Below are 15,583 nucleotides of genomic sequence, written 5' to 3'. Positions count from 1 at the left end.
GCCACCGCCCTTGTCAACGATGTCCCGACTGACCCGTCAACGATCACCACCAAACCCGCCGGTAGAATCTGTCAACGATGTCGTGCACCCAGACACCCCTAGCTCCACCGAATGCCCTGAGCCACGTCATCGCCATCGTCGATGACGTGGCTCAGTGTCTTTCTCGAGGAAGGGAGCAGCCGTGGAGCAGCGCCGAGATCCCGGGACTCTCCGATGACGCCCACGGCCGCCCCGAAGCAGCACTTCTACGAGCCGGCCTCCGGGACCGGGCTCCCGCATTCCCCGTTCAACGCCATCATCGCGCCGCGGCCGATCGGGTGGATCTCGAGCCGTTCGGCCGACGGGGTCCTCAACCTCGCGCCATACAGCTTCTTCAACGCGTTCTGCTACACCCCGCCGATCATCGGCTTCTCGAGCAGCGGGACCAAGGACACGCTCACGAACATCGAGGCCACCGGCGAGTTCTGCTGGAACCTGGTCAGCCGGGAGCTCGCCGAGGCCATGAACGTGACCTCGGCTCCCGCGCCGCCGGAGGTCGACGAGTTCGAGCTCGCCGGTCTCACCCCCGCACCCTCGCGCGTGGTCAGCGTCCCCCACGTGGCCGAATCCCGTACGGTCTTCGAGTGCCGCCTCACGCAGATCGTCACCCTGCAGGCGGCCAGCGGTGCCGCCACCGAGAATCGGGTGGTCTTCGGTGAGGTGGTCGGCGTGCACATCGCCGAGGCGCTGCTGGCAGGCGGCATCTACCAGACCGCGAAGGCCGAACCGGTTGTGCGCGGCGGCGGTCCCAGCACGTACTTCGCGATCGACGAGGATCTGCGCTTCGACATGTGGCGTCCGGGCCCGGACGGGCGGCCGCCGTCATGAGCGTCCTCCGACCACCATCGCCGACACGGACCGGACCCGGCAGCCGGGGAGAGGACGCCGCAGTGGAGATCCGAGACGCGGACAGCACGCACCTGGAGACGATCACCGAGATCCACAACGACGCCGTGCGGCACACGACAGCGGTGTGGGACGACCACCCCGTCGACCTCGCCGACCGCGCCGCCTGGCTCACCCAGCGGCGGCAGGCCGGTTTCCCGGTCCTGGTGGCAGTCGATGAGCATGGCTCGGTCCTGGGCTACGCCTCGTATGGAACCTGGCGGGCACGCGACGGCTTCCGCCACACGGTCGAGAACTCCGTCTACGTCAGGGATGGTCAGCAGGGCAACGGCGTGGGCCGGTCGCTGATGCTGGAACTGATCGACAGGGCGCAGCAGCAGGGAATCCACGTCATGGTCGCCGGGATCGAGGCCGGGAACGCGGGATCCATCCGCCTGCACGAGAAGCTCGGCTTCGTCGAGGTGGCCAGGATGCCGGAGGTGGGCGTCAAGTTCGGCCGCTGGCTCGACCTGGTGTTCCTGCAGCTGACGATCCGGGGTGACGCGACGCCGGGCCACGACGCCGCGGAGGGATGAGAACGCTGCCGATCCGGTTCAGCCCGGCCCGATCGGCCGGAACCGACCCGCGCCCCCGCGGGTGAGCACGATGGCGCTCTGCGGCGCGATGCGGCCGACGCTGCGCTCGAGGTGGTCGATGACCACGGTCAGGGCGTGCCGGGCCGCTGCGTCCTCCTCCGGCCTGCTGCTGGCATCGACCGCGAACCGCAGCACCACGCGACCCACCCGTCGCCCACCCACCAGGGGAGCCTCGACGTCCGTCTTCTCCACCGCGTGGAGCGTGCCCAGCGCCAGCTTCGCCTGCTCCGTGACGTCGCCGGGGGAGGCCCCGGGCAGCAGCTCGCCGATCGGCAGATGCATGCGGTAGCTCGGCATGCGCCCAGGGTAGCCGTGGGTACGGAGCGCGCTCCCGACGGCCGCCGGACCGGGTAGTCTCCCGTCGGGGAGCGGCAGGCCGCGCGGCGCACAGGAGGGACCACGATGACCACCAGCATCGTGCTGATCCATGCCGTGCGCTCCTCCCGCACCATGTGGAAGGGCCAGACCCGCCGCCTCCGCGAGCGTGGGTTCGAGGTGTTCGCTCCGGACCTGCCCGGCCACGGCGACCGTCACGGCGAGAAGTTCACGCTCGAGGCCGCGATGGAGACCATCGAGGAGGCGGTCAGCGCCTGCGGGGAGCCACCGCTGCTGGTCGGGCTCTCCCTCGGCGGCTATCTCACCCTGCATTGGGCGGCGCGGAACCCCGGGCGGCTGGCCGGTGTGGTCGCCGCGGACTGCACCATCGTCCCCGGCCCCACGATGGCGCGGCTGTACGGGCTGTGGATGTCGATGAAGGACTGGCTGCCCGGGGATTCCGACACACGGGTGCAGAGATCCTTCGCCCGGCGCCACACCCGCAAGGCCGCGCGCCGGTACTACGGGGGCGGCCGCGCCCGCGGGGTGGTGCGCACCGTGGTGCGGGCCATCGGCTCCCTCGACCTGCTCGCCGACGTCGCCGCGATCGAGGTGCCCCTGACCTTCGTCAACGGGGAGCACGACCCGTTCCGCCGCCACGAAGCACTCTTCCTCGATGCAGCGCAGAACGGTGAACTGGTGATCCTCCACGACGCCGGGCACATCGCCAACCTCTCGCGCCCCAAGCGCTTCGCGAAGGTGCTGCGTCGCTGCGCCGGGCACACGGTGTCGGCGTGAGGGCTGCGCCCCGGCCGGTCGTCCTGGTCCACGGCGCCCGCACCTCCGCCAGCCAGTGGGACCGGCAGGTGCCGTCGCTGCGCGCCGCCGGGCACCGGGTGATCACGCCGGAGATGCCCGGCCACGGTGCCCGTCGAGGCGAGCCCTTCACACTGGCCGCCGCGCTCGCGGCCATCACCGAGGCGATCGAGACAGCGGCCGGGCCCGAGAGGCGAGCAGTGCACCTTGTCGGCTCCTCGCTCGGCGGAATGCTCGCGATCCAGGCCGCCGCTGAGATCGAGGACCGCGAACTGCTGGCCTCGCTCGTCGTCGTCGGGGCCTCGGCCCAGCCCACCGCGCGCACAGCGTGGCTGTACGGCCTGGCCATCACGGCGACCGACCTTCTGCCGGGGACTCGGGAGCGAGGCTCGGGAGGACCGCCGCCGGCGCTGGCCGCGGTCCTCGGCCGCGCGGGCGCCCGCGCCTACGTGCGAGGTGGCAGGGCGGGCACCGACGTGGTGCCGCCGGCGATGAGCGCGGTCGCCTCACTGGACCTGCTCGGGGCACTGAGCAGCATCTCGGCGCCGGTGACCATCCTGAACCCTCGCGTCGACCAGTTCCGTCTGCACGAACGTGCCTTCGCCGACGCCGCCCCGCGGGGACGGCTCGAGGTGCTGGGCTACGGCACCCACCTGGTCAACCTCGGCCGCTCTGAACGGTTCACGCCCGATCTGCTACGGATACTGGCGCGCACCGAACGCTCGATCTGACGGTGCCGAGGAGGCAGGGCGTCGTGCCCCGGGGATCCTCCCGACGGGGACATACTCACGACGGCAGGCGCCCGGTGCGGATCACGTGGGCGAATTCTGTCGCGAACCGCTCGGCGTCCGCCTTGCGGTGGGGCATCATCCGCACATCACGTCCATCGGCCACCCGGACGCGGACGCGGGAGAACACTCCCGGACGGTACTCGACGCCGGTGATGCCTCGGGCCGGAACTTCGCGCTTGACCTTGGCCTTCTTCAGCGGGCCCGCGACCGATGCCAGCAGGAATTGTCGATCCGTGGCGATCATGACATCCGGAAAATCCCCGCCCACACCCGGCAGCACCAGCAGCACCTCCTCGTCGGGGGCCAGGACGGCCGGGATATCGCGGCGCAGCCCCGGGCTCTCGAACAGCTCGTTCCGGTTCAAGGCGGTCGCGTAGCTCATCGAGGCACGGGTCGGTGTCATGCACTCATCGTAGGGGCGCGGCGTCCGGGCATGGGGAGTCCTCCCCATGGGCAGCCGCCGCTGCGGGCGGTAGCGTCGTGGCCATGATGATGACCCGGGCGACCGAGCACCGTGCCCGGCCAGCTGACGACGGAGGCGACGAATGAGTGGGTTCTTCGGAGCCGACACCGGCCAACTGCGCGACCACGCACAACGGGTCACACAGCAGGCGCAGCGGCTGAGCGAGCTGCGCGAGACGCTCGAGCCCATGGTCCTCGACGAGAGCATCTGGCAGGGGCCCGACGCGGATGCCTTTCGCCAGAACTGGACCGGCAGCGTGGCCACGCTGTTCGACCTGCGCCACACCGAACTCTCCCAGCGCGCGCGGGACCTCGAGGCGCACGCCGAGGAGCAGGACGCTGCCTCGGGTGCCGGCGGCGCCGGGGGCTCGGGCGCCGGCTCGGGCGGCGGGGGAGGAGAGGACGGGTTCAGTCCGATCGGGTTCATCAAGGACCTGGTCAAGGACGGTCAGTCCATGTACCTCAAGCTCAAGGAGCTCTCGGATTTCCTGGGTCGTATCCCGTCGGCCGCCGATGAATACGCGCAGCTGGCGCAACGCGGCCTGCAGAAGCTGTGGCGCGGCGCGTACCTCGATGAACTGTTCTCGAGTGGCAAGGGGTGGCAGAAGGCCGCCGAGAACGTGCTCGGCAAACTGGGGCTGCCGTCGTCGATCGGGAACTTCGAACCGGGGAAGTACCTCAACAAGCTCGATGATGTCGCTCCGTTCCTCAAGACCGGCGGCAGGATGCTCGGCAAAGCCCTGCCGTTCGTCGACATCGGCGTCGGGATCCATCAGGCATTCACGGCGGACAACACGTACGACCAGGTCAGCGGTGGGATCGGAGCGGCCGGAGGCACGCTGTTGGCGATCGCCCCGCTGACAGGCCCTGCCGCCCCCGTGGTGGGGGCGATCGGCGCGGCCGCCGGAGTGGTCTCGATCGGGATGGATCTCGGCAAGACCGTGTACGAGAACTGGGACGGGATCACCAACGCGGTGGGCAACGCCGCCGAGGCCACGGTCGGGGCGGTCAGCAACGCCGCGTCAACCGTCAGCGATGCCGTGGGCAATGCGGCCGAGACCGTCGGAGAGACGGTCAGCAATACGGCCTCGACCGTCAGTGACGCCGTGGGCAATGCGGCCGAGTCCGTCGGCGACACGGTCAGCGATGGTCTCGACTCGCTCGGCGGCCTGGTGGGCCTCTGACCCTGCCGCGGCGACCTTAGGATGAGAAGCATGACCCAGCAGACCCTCCGTACCGAACGAGACGCCGCCGGGGCATACGAGATCCTCGCCGCCGCGAGCAGCGAGGCAGAGGTCCTCGCCGTGCTCACCGACGAGGAGCTGATCGCGCTCAGGGGGAACCAGGCCCTCGATCCCGCGGGGACGCCGTTCCTGGACGCCTCCGGGCTCGATCGTGATCCGGCCGCCGCCGTGGCGCTGAGGTCCTTGACCGCCCGCGGACTCGTCCAGTTCACCGACGAGGGCCGGGAGAACGAGGGGGAGGATCTCGCCACCGAGGCGCCGGCCGAACGCACGGCACAGCTCGATCGCACGCTCGCCGGGCTCCTGACATTGCGTTCCGCGCCCCTGGCCCTGGTCAATCTCACGCGGCGCGTGGCCGACCAGACCACGGAGATCATCGTCTACGTGTTCCCTCACGACGGGGTGCTCGAGGAGTTCGTCACCGTCGACGGCTTCCATCACTTCAGTGTTCCGACCCGGGAGGCGCTCCCTGCCCGGCTGGCCCGTTACGTCGACCAGAACTCGGTCGCCGGTGACGAGGACGGCGAACCGATCGACGGCACGCTCTCCGACTTCGAGGGCACCGACAGCGACATCGCGCGACGCCTCCAGGACACGCGCGCGCTGAGCGTCCTGACGACCGCCGACCGAGGGCCGGACTCGGTCCAGGTCTCGATCATGGCCACCTCCGACGCCGTGTTCGTGATGGACACCCCGCAGGACGAGACGAGTTCGACGGCGCTGCGCGAGGTCAGCGCCGATACCTTGGTCGATCTCCTGGGCACCGCGCTTCCCGAGGCCGCCGCGCTCTGACCATCTCCGCGGCGCCGGTGACATCGTGCCGCTCGCCGCCGGTGCGCCGTAGGCTGGGCCCATGGAAACCCGCACCCTGCGCGTCGGCTACGTGCCCGGTGTCGAGCCCGACCGGTTCCTGCGCCGGTGGAAGTCCGCGCGCCGCGAGGCCTGGCTCGAGCTCGCCCCGGTCCCGTTCTCCCGCCAGCACGAGGCTCTGCAGGGCGGAGAGGTCGACATGTGCTTCGTCCGGTTGCCGATCCCGGCCGACGATCTCCACGTCGTCGCGTTGTGGGAGGAGCGCCCGGCGGTCGTCGTCGGGACCGAGAACGTCCTCAGCCTCCTGGACGAGGTCCACGAAGCCGACCTGGCCGACGAGACGGAGATCCTCCCGCAGGATCCCGACGACGCCGCAGATCGCGTCGCCGTCGTCGCCACCGGCATCGGGTACACCCGCATGCCCCTGTCCCTGGCTCGGCTCCACCACCGCAAGGACGCCGCCCACCGCCCGCTGGCCGACGCCGAACCGACCCGGATCGCTCTGGTCTGGCCCCGGGCGAGCGACGACGAACTGCGTCAGGAGTTCGTCGGCGTCGTCCGTGGTCGCACCCCGCGCTCCGGTCGGGGCAGCGATGCCGCCGACAGCAAACGCTCCATCGACCCCAAGAGCTCCGGCGACGGCAAACGCTCCGGCGAGCGCGGCCGGTCCAGCGGCGGTGGCCGCTCTGGCGGCGCGCGCGCCGCCGGCAGCTCCCGGTCCGGGCGCCCCGCCCGGTCGAACCGCACCACCCGACCCGGCCGCTGACGCGGCCATCGACCCGCACCCCGCGAAGGAGTCCCGATGACGGACCAGACCCCCCAGAGCCCGCACACCCAGCAGCCTCAGCAGTCCCAGCAGCCTCGGATGAACGTCGAGAGCTTCAACCTCGACCATCGCACCGTCGCGGCCCCCTACATCCGGATCGCGGATCGCAAGGAGCTGCCCGCCGGCGACGTGCTGACCAAGTTCGACGTGCGCTTCACCCAGCCCAACGTCGCCCACCTCGACTCGGAGACCGTCCACTCCCTCGAGCACATGATGGCCGAGCACATGCGCAACCACTCCGGTGACGTCCTGGACGTCTCGCCGATGGGCTGCCGCACCGGCTTCTACGTGCTGCTGGTCGGCGACCACACCCCGGAGGACTTCGCCCCGCTGCTCGAGGCGACGCTGCGAGATCTCGTCGAGGCCGACGAGGTGCCTGCCGCCAACGAGGTCCAGTGCGGCTGGGGCGCCCACCACACCCTCGAGGGCGCTCAGAGCGCTGCGCGGGCCTTCCTGGCCGAACGCCCGAACTGGGCCCAGGTCACCGCGGCCTGATGCCCTCGCGCACCGCCGCCAGCAGGCGTGCGGTGCGCTCATCGGTCGCGATGTCGTCGACTCCCACCGGTTCCCCCGCGGCATCGGCCAGGGGGATCCGCCAATTGGGGTACTCCTCATCCGTGCCCGGCTGGTTCTGGATCCTCCGCTCGCCGACGCAGTCCACCAGCGACACCCCGAGCAGAACCGACGGCGTCGACGCCAGGTGCCGGTGCAATGCGATCACGGTGTCCTCGACCGCATCGGCTCCCGGGGCGGTCTCCTCCAGCAGCCCTTCGGCCCGCAGCACGTCGAGGACCTGCTCGCGCCCGGCGGCGTCCTCGAGCTGCTCCGCCTCCAGCTCCCGCTCGAGCAGCCCCAGCTGGTGGCGCAGCTCGACGTGGTCGCCGGCGAGGTACCCGGCCGTCGGCGGTAGATCGTGGGTGCCCACCGAGGCCATGCACAGGGTGCGGTAATCCTCCGCCCGCAGCGGCCGTCCCTCCTCGTCGTACTCGAACCAGACGATCGAGGTGCCCAGGATTCCGCGTCCGACGAGGAAGTCGCGCACCCATGGCTCGAAGGTGCCGAGGTCCTCGCCGACCACCACGGTCCCGGAGCGCTCCGCCTCCAGGGCCAGGATCCCGATCATCGCCTCGTGGTCGTAGGAGACGTAGGCGCCCTCGGCGGCCTCCACGCCCTCGGGGATCCACCACAGCCGGAACAGCCCCAGCACATGGTCGATGCGCAGCGCCCCGGCGTGACGCATCAGGGTGCGCAGCATGTCGCGCCAGGGCCGGTACGAGGCCTCACGGAGCCGCTGCGGGTGCCACGGCGGCTGGTGCCAGTTCTGCCCCTGCTGGTTGTACTGGTCCGCCGGAGCGCCGACCGTGACGCCGTCGGCGAGGACCCCGCGCAGGCGCCAGGAGTCGGCGCCGACCTGCTCCACACCGACGGCCAGGTCGTGCATGATCCCGATGCGCATGCCGGCCTCGCGCGCCGCGGCCTGGGCCCCGCGCATCTGCTCGTCCAGCAGCCACTGCGTCCAGATGTGGAACTCGATGCGGTCGGCCAGGTCGTGGCGCGACTGCTGAATGGCGGCCTCGTCGAGGTGCTCCAGCAGATCCGACCCGGCGCCCTCGGGGGACGTGCGTGCCCGTTCGGCGATCGCCATCCAGGTGGCGAAGTCCTCGAGGCCCTGTCCCTCCCGCTCGCGGTAGGCCTCCAGCAGGGCTCGGCGAGCCGGGGTCAGTGGAACGGCGAACAGCTCCTCGAGCGCGTCCAGCTTCGCGCGGAGCACGTCGTCGCGCTCGAGCCGGTCCGTGCGGGCGTTCCATCCGTCGACCTCCCGCTTCAGCACCGCCAGCCGCTGCCGCGCGATGTCCGTCAGCTCCCGGTACTCGGGCACGTCCTCCGGGCGCAGGTAGAGCGCGCTGGTGAAGCGGCGGGTGACCGGCAGATACGGCGAGGGCTCCATCGGCGGCGTCGGGTAGGAGGCGTGCAGCGGATTGACCAGCAGGAAGTCCGCGCCGTGACGGGCGCCGGTGATCGCGGCCAGGTCCCGCATGTCCGCGAGATCGCCGATGCCCCACGACCGCGGCGAGCGCACGGAGTACAGCTGGGCCTGGAGGCCGAACCCGCGGCGGGAGAGGAACTGCTCGTGAGTCGTGAGCCGTGCCGGCGTCACGACGACGTCGGCCTCCTCGGTGCCGCTCGCCGTGTCCGCGACCAGACGGTGCCAGCCCAGAGGCAGACCTTCCGGGAGGGAGAAGCCGGCCCGGCCTCGGAGGCGCCCGTCGACCTCCACGGGAGCCGTGAAGTCCTCCACCTGTGCCAGGTCGCGGCGGCCGCCGTCCTCCAGCAGCAGGTGCGTGGTGACCGGCGTGCCGTGGTCGACGTGGACCGGGACGGTGGTGGAGCGGTCCTGCCGCAGCACGGTCACCGGAGGAAGGGTGCGGGTCCAGGGGGCCAGCTCCCGCTCGGCCCGGACGCGGGCGATGTCCTCCTCGGTCTCCACGGGTGTCCCGAGGGCGGCCAGCACGGCATGCAGGGTGGCGTCGGCGACGGCTCGACGAGTGCCGTCCCAGCCCGAGTAGTCGGTGCCGACACCGAGATCGCGGGCGAGGTCGCGCAGGGCTGAGGGGTCCGGAGCCATGCGGCAATCGTAACCGTGGTCACACCCTCGACGGTCCGGAGATGATCAGGTCCAGCCAGGCAGCCACATGCGGTAGCGCCATTGCTCCAGATCGATCACCTGACCGGTCCAGATGGGCCAGAAGAAGGCGGAGACGAGCACGATCAGCACCAGCAGCGAGCCGGCGAAGAGACCTCCGGCCAGGCGTCTCTCCGCGTCGGCGCCGGGCGGGCCGATGACGAGGCCCAGCACGTACGCCAGGCACAGCAGCAGCCAGGGCTCGAAGACGACCGCATAGAAGGTGAAGATGGTGCGGTCCAGATACAGCAGCCACGGCAGGTAGCCGGCCGCGATGCCGGCCAGAGCAGCCCACGCACGCCCGTCGCGTCGCAGGATCGCGATCACCAGGGTCACCAGCACTGCGAGACTGCCCAGCCACCAGATCAACGGATTGCCCACGTCCAGGATGTGCGAGGCGCACTCGGCGACCTCGCAGCCGTTCTCCCCGTACTCGTAGGAGCGGTAGTAGAAGTTCGTCGGCCGCAGCATCAGAGGCCAGCCCAACGGGTTGGCCTGATAGGGATGCTCGGAGTCCAGTCCGATGTGGAAGTCGTAGGCCTGGCGGTGATAGAGCCACAGCGAGATCAGCGAATCGAGCGGCCCGAACCCGGTCGCCGCGCCCTGCTCCGCCGCGAGGTGCCGGTTGTACCCGATGGCGGAGGCGAACCAGCCCGCCCAGGAGGCGAGGTAGACCACCAGGGCCGTGCCCACGGTCGCGAAGAACGCCGGGATCGCGTCCTTGACGAGGCCGCCGAGCAGCCATCGGCGCTGGCCGACGGTGCGGCGGGCCCACCAGTCCCACAGCACGGTCATGATCCCGAACACGGCCACGAAGTAGATGCCGGACCATTTCACCGAACAGGCCATGCCCAGCAGTGCCCCGGCGAACAGGCGCCACGGCCGCCATCCGCCGGAGACGCCGAGGCGCGGCTCGGTCTCGACGGCGCCATGGAGCTTCACGGCCTGCAGCGCCAGGTGCTCGCGGAAGCGGTCACGGTCGATCAGCAGCGCCCCGAAAGCGGCCAGGGCGAAGAACATGACGAAGGGGTCCAGCAGGCTGGTGCGCGAATGGACCAGATGCATCCCGTCCACCGCGAGCAGCAGGCCCGCGATCAGGCCGACGGTGGTCGAGCGGAAAAGCCGGCGCCCGATGCGGGCGAGCATCAGCACGGCCACTGCGCCCAGCATCGCGGAGGAGATCCTCCAGCCCCAGGCGTTGTCAGCGCCCAGCAGCGTCATCCCGCCGCCGATCAGCCATTTGCCCAGCGGGGGGTGGACCACGTACGACCCGGTGTCCTCATAGGTGTCCACATCACCGGCCTCGAACACGGGATCGTGCTCGTCCGGCCACGACATCTCCACGCCCTCCTGGGTGAGGGCGTAGCCATCCTTGACGTAGTAGGTCTCGTCGAAGATGAGCTCCCCGATCGAGCCGAGGCCCCATAGCCGCAGCACGAGCGCCAGACCGAACAGCGCCATGGCACCGGCCCAGGCGAGGCGGGACAGCGGCAGGTCGAAGGTCTTCAGGCGGCGCCGGTAGGAGCTCAGCAGTGCACCGGGCTCCTCATCGACATCGGCGCGATGAGTCGCCTCCTCCTCCTCCTCCTCCGTGTGCACCCGCACATGCTAGGTCATCGCCCCTGCCCCGTCCCGGGGACGCACGGGGCGCGGGCTGGCTAGCATGGCCGGATGCTCGAACCCGGAGTCCTCACCCTCGCCGCCACGCCGATCGGCAATCCGCTGGATGCGTCCGTGCGCCTGATGCGGGCGCTGGGGGAGGCCGACGTCATCGCGGCGGAGGACACGCGGCGTCTGGCGCGTCTCCTCAGCGCGCTGGAGGTGACCGCGCAGGGGCGCATCCTCTCGTACCACGAGCACAATGAGGCCGAGCGCACCGACGTCCTGCTCGAGGCCCTCGGCGAGGGTGAGCGCGTCCTGATCGTCACGGACGCCGGCATGCCCGTCGTCTCCGATCCCGGATTCCGTGCCGTGCGTGCCGCGACCGAGGCCGGGTACACGGTCACGGTCATCCCGGGCCCGTCGGCCGTGCTGACCGCGCTGGCGGCGTCCGGGATCGCACCGGACCGGTTCACCTTCGAGGGATTCCCGCCGCGTCGCGAGGGCCGTCGCGCGAGCGCTCTGGAACCTCTGGCCACCGAGCAGCGGACCATGGTGTTCTTCGAGTCACCACGTCGCACCGCCGTGACGCTCGCCGCGATGGCGGAGGCGTTCGGCCTCGAGCGCCGCGGTGCCGTCGCGCGGGAGCTGACCAAGACCTACGAGGAGATCCAGCGCGGCACCCTGGGCGAGCTGGCCGCCTGGGCCGAGGCCACCGAGGTGCTCGGCGAGGTCGTGATCGTGGTGGCCGGGGCCGAGCCGGTCGCGGCCAGCGCGGAGGATCTGGTCGAGGACGTCCTGGCCCGGGCCGCGGCGGGGGAGCGGCTCAAGGATGCCGCGAAGGCCGCCGCCAGGAGCGCCGCGGGCATCACGGCCAGCGAGCTCTACGACCAGGCGCTGCGACGCAAGGACACTCACGCGCCGCGCGGCAAGGGCTGACTGCTTCTCGGACGTCCTTGGCCTCCTGGCGGTCCTGCGGACGCGACGAAGCCCCCGTCACCATCAGGTGCCGGGGGCTTCGTGCGGACTGGATGGATCGGGCCACGGGCCCGACCGGATCAGTCGTCGATCTGGAGCAGACCGCGCTGGTAGGCCTTGGCCAGCCGGCGCGGCACAGCGGCGCTGCGGCCGCGGACGTTCACCTGCACGAGGTCGGCGTTGTGCGCCTTCCACTGCGAGCGACGGGACCGCGTACGAGAGCGGGACATCTTGAACTTGGGCACTGCCATGGGAACGCTCCTTGACGGTCTGGAGGATGATCGTGCGCTGGCATCCTTCCCGAGCAGCGACCCGAACCCGGTCCAGCTGAGTCGGGGCGCTCGGGTGCACGACAGGACGCGCAACGACCGCCCATCTTGCCATATCGGCCGCTCTCGCGCCTCCCCCGGAGCTGACCCGATGTCGTGACCTTGCCCACCGCGAACGTCCGGGTGGGCCCACCGTGCGACGAGCGGACCGACCGACGGAGACGGAACCGGACGACGACGGAACCGGCCGGCGGACGAGCACAGCAGGAGTGGCTCGGTGCCGTGGCAGATCCTCCTACGATGGTCGCATGTCGTCATCGCACGAGAACGAGGCCGGGCGAGCCCCCGGCTCAGGGGCCGCCGTCGTATCGGGCGCATCGGCGCCGGCCGCAGCTGAGCCGGGCGCCTCCGCACCGGTGCGCAGCCGGGAGCAGATCGACCCGCGCGGAAGGTCTCGCGACCGCTCCTGGCCGCCCGCCCCGGAGCCGCTGCCGTTCCCGGTGATCGACAACCACTGCCATCTCGACTTCGCCGACGGCGACCAGGAGCTGAGGGTGGCCGACCACGTCCAGCGCGCCGCGGACGCCGGCATCGACGCCCAGATCACGATCGGCTCCGATCTCGAGGCGGTGCGCTGGACGGCGGCCCTGCTGGCCTCCGAGTCCTGCCCGGCCTCGCTGCGCGGCGGAGTCGCCGTCCATCCCAACGAAGCAGCTCTGCACGCGCGCGGCCGCGACCACGACGGGGAGCCGACGATCTCGCTCGATGCGGCCATCGCCGAGGTCGCCGAGCTGCTGCGCGGGCCCGGGATGGTGGTGGTGGGGGAGACGGGACTGGACTGGTTCCGCACCTCGCGCACGGACGAGGCCGCCCGCACGGCCCAGATCGAGGCCTTCCGCGCCCACATCGCCCTGGCCAAGGAGCTGGACCTTCCCCTGCAGATCCACGATCGCGACGCCCACCGCGATGTGCTCGAGGTCCTCGAGGCCGACGGCGCCCCCGAGCGCACCGTCTTCCACTGCTTCTCGGGCGATGCCGAGTTCGCCCGCGCGTGCGTGGACCGCGGCTACTACCTGTCCTTCGCCGGCAACGTCACCTTCAAGAATGCGGGTGACCTGCGGGAGGCCCTGGCCGAGGTGGGGCTGGGCCAGGTGATGGTCGAGACCGATGCGCCGTTCCTGACGCCGGTGCCGTACCGCGGCCGCCCGAACTCCTCCTATCTGATCCCGCTCACGATGGGCACCATCGCGGACGTCACCGGGACCGATCTGGAGCAGACGTGCCGCGCGATCCGCTCGACCACCGAGCAGGTCTACCGGTGGCCGGAAGCCACGGCGGCATGAGCACCCGAGCGCCTCGCAGCGCGCACGAGCCCGTCGGCGAGCCGGCCGACGGTGCCGTTGCCGCTGACGACGCCGCCCGCTCCGACGACGTCGCCCCCGCGGATGGCGCCGCCGGCGGGGACCTGCTGCTGACCGGTCGGGACATCCGCGAGCTGGCCGAGGCGGCCGGTATCCGTCCGTCCAAGCAGCGCGGTCAGAACTTCGTGATGGACCCCAACACGGTCCGCACCATCGTCGCGCGCGCCGGCACCGGAGCCGGGCAGGCCGTGCTCGAGGTGGGGCCGGGCCTGGGGTCGCTGACCCTGGGGCTGCTGGAGTCCGGGGCCGACGTCGTCGCCATCGAGCTCGATCGCGGCCTCGCCGAGCTGCTGCCGCTGACGCTGCGAGCCCGAGGAGTCGACGAGGAGCGGTACCGGCTCGTGCACGCCGACGCCCTGCGGGTCACGGAGCTGCCCTCCCTGCCGCGCACCGGAACGCCGAGCACACTGGTCGCGAATCTGCCCTACAACGTGGCCACGCCCATCCTGCTCACGGCCTTCGAGCGCTTCGACTCCCTCCGCACGGCACTGGTGATGGTCCAGTCCGAGGTCGTCGACCGCCTCACCGCTGGCCCGGGCTCACGCGTCTATGGAGGTCCGAGCGTGAAGACCGCCTGGTACGGCCGCGCCGTGCACGCCGGCAGGATCTCCCGGCAGGTCTTCTGGCCGGTGCCCAACGTCGATTCGGCGCTGGTCGAGCTCGTGCGTCATGACCATCCGCTGGGGACCGCGGCCGAACGGGACCGGGTCTTCGCCATCGTCGATGCCGCGTTCGCGCAGCGACGCAAGACCCTTCGCGCCGCGCTCGCCGGCTGGGCCGGCGGCCCGGCGCGCTCCGAACAGATCCTGCGCGCCGCCGGCATCGACCCCGGCGCCCGCGGCGAGACCCTCGGCATCGACGAGTTCCGGGCGATCGCCCGCGCGAGTGAGGAGGCGGCGTGATGAGTGCCGGATGGGATCGGGTGGTCGTGCGTGCACCGGGAAAGATCAACCTCTCGCTCGCCGTGGGAGCGCTCGACGAGCGTGGGTACCACCGTCTGGCGACGCTGTTCCAGGCCGTCGATCTGTACGAGACGGTCACCGTCACCCGCAGCCCCGACCTGCGCCTCGAGGTCGACGCCGAGGTTCCCGGGGAGGTCCCGCTGGATTCGAGCAATCTCGCCCTCCGCGCCGCTGAGCTGCTGCGCAGCGAGTACGACCTGGACGAGGGAGCCGCGCTGCACATCCGCAAGCAGGTGCCCGTCGCCGGCGGCATGGGCGGGGGATCGGCCGACGCCGCCGCCGTCCTGGTGGCTCTGGACCGTCTGTGGGGCCTCGGGCTCGGCAGCGAGCGGCTGCGGCAGCTCGGCTCGCGGCTGGGTGCCGACGTGCCGTTCGCCATGCTCGGTCACACCGCGCTGGGCCGCGGGAACGGAGGCGACCTCACGACGGTCCTCACCCATGGCGACTGGACCTGGCTGCTGGCGGTCCCGGGCGGGCACCTCTCGACACCGGAGGTCTACCGTCGCCATGATGAGCTGGCCTTGGCGCGCGGCCGCGCCCTGGCGGAGCATCCGGAGCTCGACGAGCGCCAGCTGCAGGCGTTGAGCAGCGGTGACGCGCAGCTGCTGGGGCAGACCCTGCACAACGACCTGCAGCCTGCCGCGTTCGCCCTGCATCCCGGGCTGGAGCCTCTGGTCGAGCATGCGGAGCAGGCCGGCGCGCTGGGAGCCCTGGTCTCCGGCTCCGGGCCGACGGTCGCCGTGCTGGTGGCGGACGAGGATCAGGCGCACTCGGTGGCCTCGCTCCTCACCGCCGACGGGGTGGTCGAGTCATGCCTGGTGGCCAGAGGCTCGGCGCCCGGAGCGAGCGTGCTCGAGGAGAGCTGAGCCGAGCGTGCTCGCGGGGAA

At 71.3% G+C, this 15,583-nt stretch carries 17 protein-coding genes; 12 read left to right on the top strand and 5 right to left on the bottom strand.

Annotated elements, in window-relative coordinates; genetic code table 11:
* Positions 1-213 precede the first annotated feature (213 nt).
* Positions 214-867, top strand: a complete 654-nt coding sequence (locus ACFQRD_RS16275) for a flavin reductase family protein (protein WP_377019608.1) — start codon at positions 214-216, stop codon at positions 865-867.
* A gap of 62 nt (positions 868-929) precedes the next feature.
* A complete protein-coding gene (locus ACFQRD_RS16270) occupies positions 930-1,460 on the top strand; it encodes a GNAT family N-acetyltransferase (protein WP_377019606.1) in 531 nt (176 codons plus the stop codon).
* Positions 1,461-1,478: 18 nt separating this feature from the next.
* On the opposite strand, the gene ACFQRD_RS16265 is transcribed toward ACFQRD_RS16270, so the two are convergent.
* Positions 1,479-1,817, bottom strand: coding sequence for a hypothetical protein (locus tag ACFQRD_RS16265; protein WP_377019605.1), 339 nt, complete (start codon positions 1,815-1,817; stop codon positions 1,479-1,481).
* A 105-nt stretch (positions 1,818-1,922) separates the two neighbouring features.
* On the opposite strand from ACFQRD_RS16265, the gene ACFQRD_RS16260 reads away from it, so the two are divergent.
* Both ACFQRD_RS16260 and ACFQRD_RS16255 read left to right on the top strand, forming a co-directional pair.
* Positions 1,923-2,633 (top strand): alpha/beta fold hydrolase, encoded by a 711-nt coding sequence (locus ACFQRD_RS16260; protein WP_377019603.1) that lies wholly within the window; start codon positions 1,923-1,925, stop codon positions 2,631-2,633.
* Entirely contained in the window at positions 2,630-3,382 is a 753-nt protein-coding gene (locus ACFQRD_RS16255; RefSeq protein WP_377019602.1) for an alpha/beta fold hydrolase, read from the top strand. Before ACFQRD_RS16260 ends, ACFQRD_RS16255 begins: the two co-directional genes overlap by 4 nt.
* 55 nt (positions 3,383-3,437) lie before the next feature.
* On the opposite strand, the gene ACFQRD_RS16250 is transcribed toward ACFQRD_RS16255, so the two are convergent.
* Positions 3,438-3,845: a hypothetical protein gene (locus ACFQRD_RS16250; RefSeq protein WP_377019600.1), complete on the bottom strand. Its 408-nt coding sequence runs from the start codon at positions 3,843-3,845 to the stop codon at positions 3,438-3,440.
* Between the two features lie 142 nt (positions 3,846-3,987).
* On the opposite strand from ACFQRD_RS16250, the gene ACFQRD_RS16245 reads away from it, so the two are divergent.
* The 4 genes from ACFQRD_RS16245 (at position 3,988) to ACFQRD_RS16230 (ending at position 7,279) form a co-directional block, all read left to right on the top strand.
* A complete protein-coding gene (locus tag ACFQRD_RS16245; protein WP_377019599.1) occupies positions 3,988-5,088 on the top strand; it encodes a hypothetical protein in 1,101 nt (366 codons plus the stop codon).
* Between the two features lie 30 nt (positions 5,089-5,118).
* The gene (locus ACFQRD_RS16240) at positions 5,119-5,940 is read left to right on the top strand and encodes a hypothetical protein (RefSeq protein ID WP_377019598.1); all 822 of its coding nucleotides are present in this window, start codon (positions 5,119-5,121) and stop codon (positions 5,938-5,940) included.
* Positions 5,941-6,001: 61 nt separating this feature from the next.
* The gene (locus tag ACFQRD_RS16235; RefSeq protein WP_377019597.1) at positions 6,002-6,724 is read left to right on the top strand and encodes a LysR substrate-binding domain-containing protein; all 723 of its coding nucleotides are present in this window, start codon (positions 6,002-6,004) and stop codon (positions 6,722-6,724) included.
* Positions 6,725-6,760: 36 nt separating this feature from the next.
* On the top strand, positions 6,761-7,279 hold the full coding sequence (locus tag ACFQRD_RS16230; RefSeq protein ID WP_377019595.1) for an S-ribosylhomocysteine lyase: 519 nt from the start codon (positions 6,761-6,763) through the stop codon (positions 7,277-7,279).
* Here ACFQRD_RS16230 and malQ read toward each other — a convergent pair.
* Together malQ and ACFQRD_RS16220 are read right to left on the bottom strand one after the other, a co-directional pair.
* Entirely contained in the window at positions 7,266-9,410 is a 2,145-nt protein-coding gene (gene malQ, locus ACFQRD_RS16225; RefSeq protein ID WP_377019594.1) for a 4-alpha-glucanotransferase, read from the bottom strand. The two genes, ACFQRD_RS16230 and malQ, sit on opposite strands and share 14 nt — an antisense overlap.
* Before the next feature lie 45 nt (positions 9,411-9,455).
* Complete coding sequence (locus tag ACFQRD_RS16220) at positions 9,456-11,066, bottom strand: dolichyl-phosphate-mannose--protein mannosyltransferase (protein WP_377019593.1); 1,611 nt, start codon at positions 11,064-11,066, stop codon at positions 9,456-9,458.
* 72 nt (positions 11,067-11,138) lie between these two features.
* Between ACFQRD_RS16220 and rsmI the strand changes: the two genes are divergently transcribed.
* Positions 11,139-12,005 (top strand): 16S rRNA (cytidine(1402)-2'-O)-methyltransferase, encoded by an 867-nt coding sequence (gene rsmI, locus ACFQRD_RS16215; protein ID WP_377019592.1) that lies wholly within the window; start codon positions 11,139-11,141, stop codon positions 12,003-12,005.
* 119 nt (positions 12,006-12,124) lie between these two features.
* Here rsmI and rpmF read toward each other — a convergent pair whose 3' ends face one another.
* The gene (rpmF, locus tag ACFQRD_RS16210; protein ID WP_377019591.1) at positions 12,125-12,295 is read right to left on the bottom strand and encodes a 50S ribosomal protein L32; all 171 of its coding nucleotides are present in this window, start codon (positions 12,293-12,295) and stop codon (positions 12,125-12,127) included.
* Positions 12,296-12,621: 326 nt separating this feature from the next.
* Between rpmF and ACFQRD_RS16205 the strand changes: the two genes are divergently transcribed.
* Genes ACFQRD_RS16205 through ACFQRD_RS16195 form a run of 3 tightly spaced genes read left to right on the top strand, consistent with a single transcriptional unit; the run spans position 12,622 to position 15,562 of the window.
* Positions 12,622-13,656, top strand: coding sequence for a TatD family hydrolase (locus tag ACFQRD_RS16205; RefSeq protein ID WP_377019590.1), 1,035 nt, complete (start codon positions 12,622-12,624; stop codon positions 13,654-13,656).
* Positions 13,653-14,636 carry a 16S rRNA (adenine(1518)-N(6)/adenine(1519)-N(6))-dimethyltransferase RsmA gene (rsmA, locus tag ACFQRD_RS16200; RefSeq protein ID WP_377019589.1) on the top strand — a complete coding sequence of 328 codons (984 nt, stop codon included), beginning with the start codon at positions 13,653-13,655 and terminating at the stop codon, positions 14,634-14,636. The genes ACFQRD_RS16205 and rsmA overlap by 4 nt, the downstream gene beginning before the upstream one ends.
* Complete coding sequence (locus tag ACFQRD_RS16195) at positions 14,636-15,562, top strand: 4-(cytidine 5'-diphospho)-2-C-methyl-D-erythritol kinase (protein ID WP_377019588.1); 927 nt, start codon at positions 14,636-14,638, stop codon at positions 15,560-15,562. The genes rsmA and ACFQRD_RS16195 overlap by 1 nt, the downstream gene beginning before the upstream one ends.
* Positions 15,563-15,583: the final 21 nt, after the last annotated feature.

The organism is Brachybacterium sp. GCM10030268 (assembly GCF_042666305.1).
GTDB lineage: Bacteria > Actinomycetota > Actinomycetes > Actinomycetales > Dermabacteraceae > Brachybacterium.
This window is presented reverse-complemented; position numbering and strand designations above follow the sequence as displayed.

What these genes read in the sequence shown, in the direction of transcription:
- ACFQRD_RS16275 (WP_377019608.1), top strand. Translation starts at nt 214, where the DNA reads ATGACGCCCACGGCCGCCCCGAAGCAGCACTTCTACGAGCCGGCCTCC.
- ACFQRD_RS16265 (WP_377019605.1), bottom strand. Translation starts at nt 1,817, where the DNA reads ATGCCGAGCTACCGCATGCATCTGCCGATCGGCGAGCTGCTGCCCGGG.
- ACFQRD_RS16260 (WP_377019603.1), top strand. Translation starts at nt 1,923, where the DNA reads ATGACCACCAGCATCGTGCTGATCCATGCCGTGCGCTCCTCCCGCACC.
- ACFQRD_RS16250 (WP_377019600.1), bottom strand. Translation starts at nt 3,845, where the DNA reads ATGACACCGACCCGTGCCTCGATGAGCTACGCGACCGCCTTGAACCGG.
- ACFQRD_RS16245 (WP_377019599.1), top strand. Translation starts at nt 3,988, where the DNA reads ATGAGTGGGTTCTTCGGAGCCGACACCGGCCAACTGCGCGACCACGCA.
- ACFQRD_RS16240 (WP_377019598.1), top strand. Translation starts at nt 5,119, where the DNA reads ATGACCCAGCAGACCCTCCGTACCGAACGAGACGCCGCCGGGGCATAC.
- ACFQRD_RS16235 (WP_377019597.1), top strand. Translation starts at nt 6,002, where the DNA reads ATGGAAACCCGCACCCTGCGCGTCGGCTACGTGCCCGGTGTCGAGCCC.
- ACFQRD_RS16230 (WP_377019595.1), top strand. Translation starts at nt 6,761, where the DNA reads ATGACGGACCAGACCCCCCAGAGCCCGCACACCCAGCAGCCTCAGCAG.
- malQ (WP_377019594.1), bottom strand. Translation starts at nt 9,410, where the DNA reads ATGGCTCCGGACCCCTCAGCCCTGCGCGACCTCGCCCGCGATCTCGGT.
- rsmI (WP_377019592.1), top strand. Translation starts at nt 11,139, where the DNA reads ATGCTCGAACCCGGAGTCCTCACCCTCGCCGCCACGCCGATCGGCAAT.
- rpmF (WP_377019591.1), bottom strand. Translation starts at nt 12,295, where the DNA reads ATGGCAGTGCCCAAGTTCAAGATGTCCCGCTCTCGTACGCGGTCCCGT.
- ACFQRD_RS16205 (WP_377019590.1), top strand. Translation starts at nt 12,622, where the DNA reads ATGTCGTCATCGCACGAGAACGAGGCCGGGCGAGCCCCCGGCTCAGGG.
- rsmA (WP_377019589.1), top strand. Translation starts at nt 13,653, where the DNA reads ATGAGCACCCGAGCGCCTCGCAGCGCGCACGAGCCCGTCGGCGAGCCG.
- ACFQRD_RS16195 (WP_377019588.1), top strand. Translation starts at nt 14,636, where the DNA reads ATGAGTGCCGGATGGGATCGGGTGGTCGTGCGTGCACCGGGAAAGATC.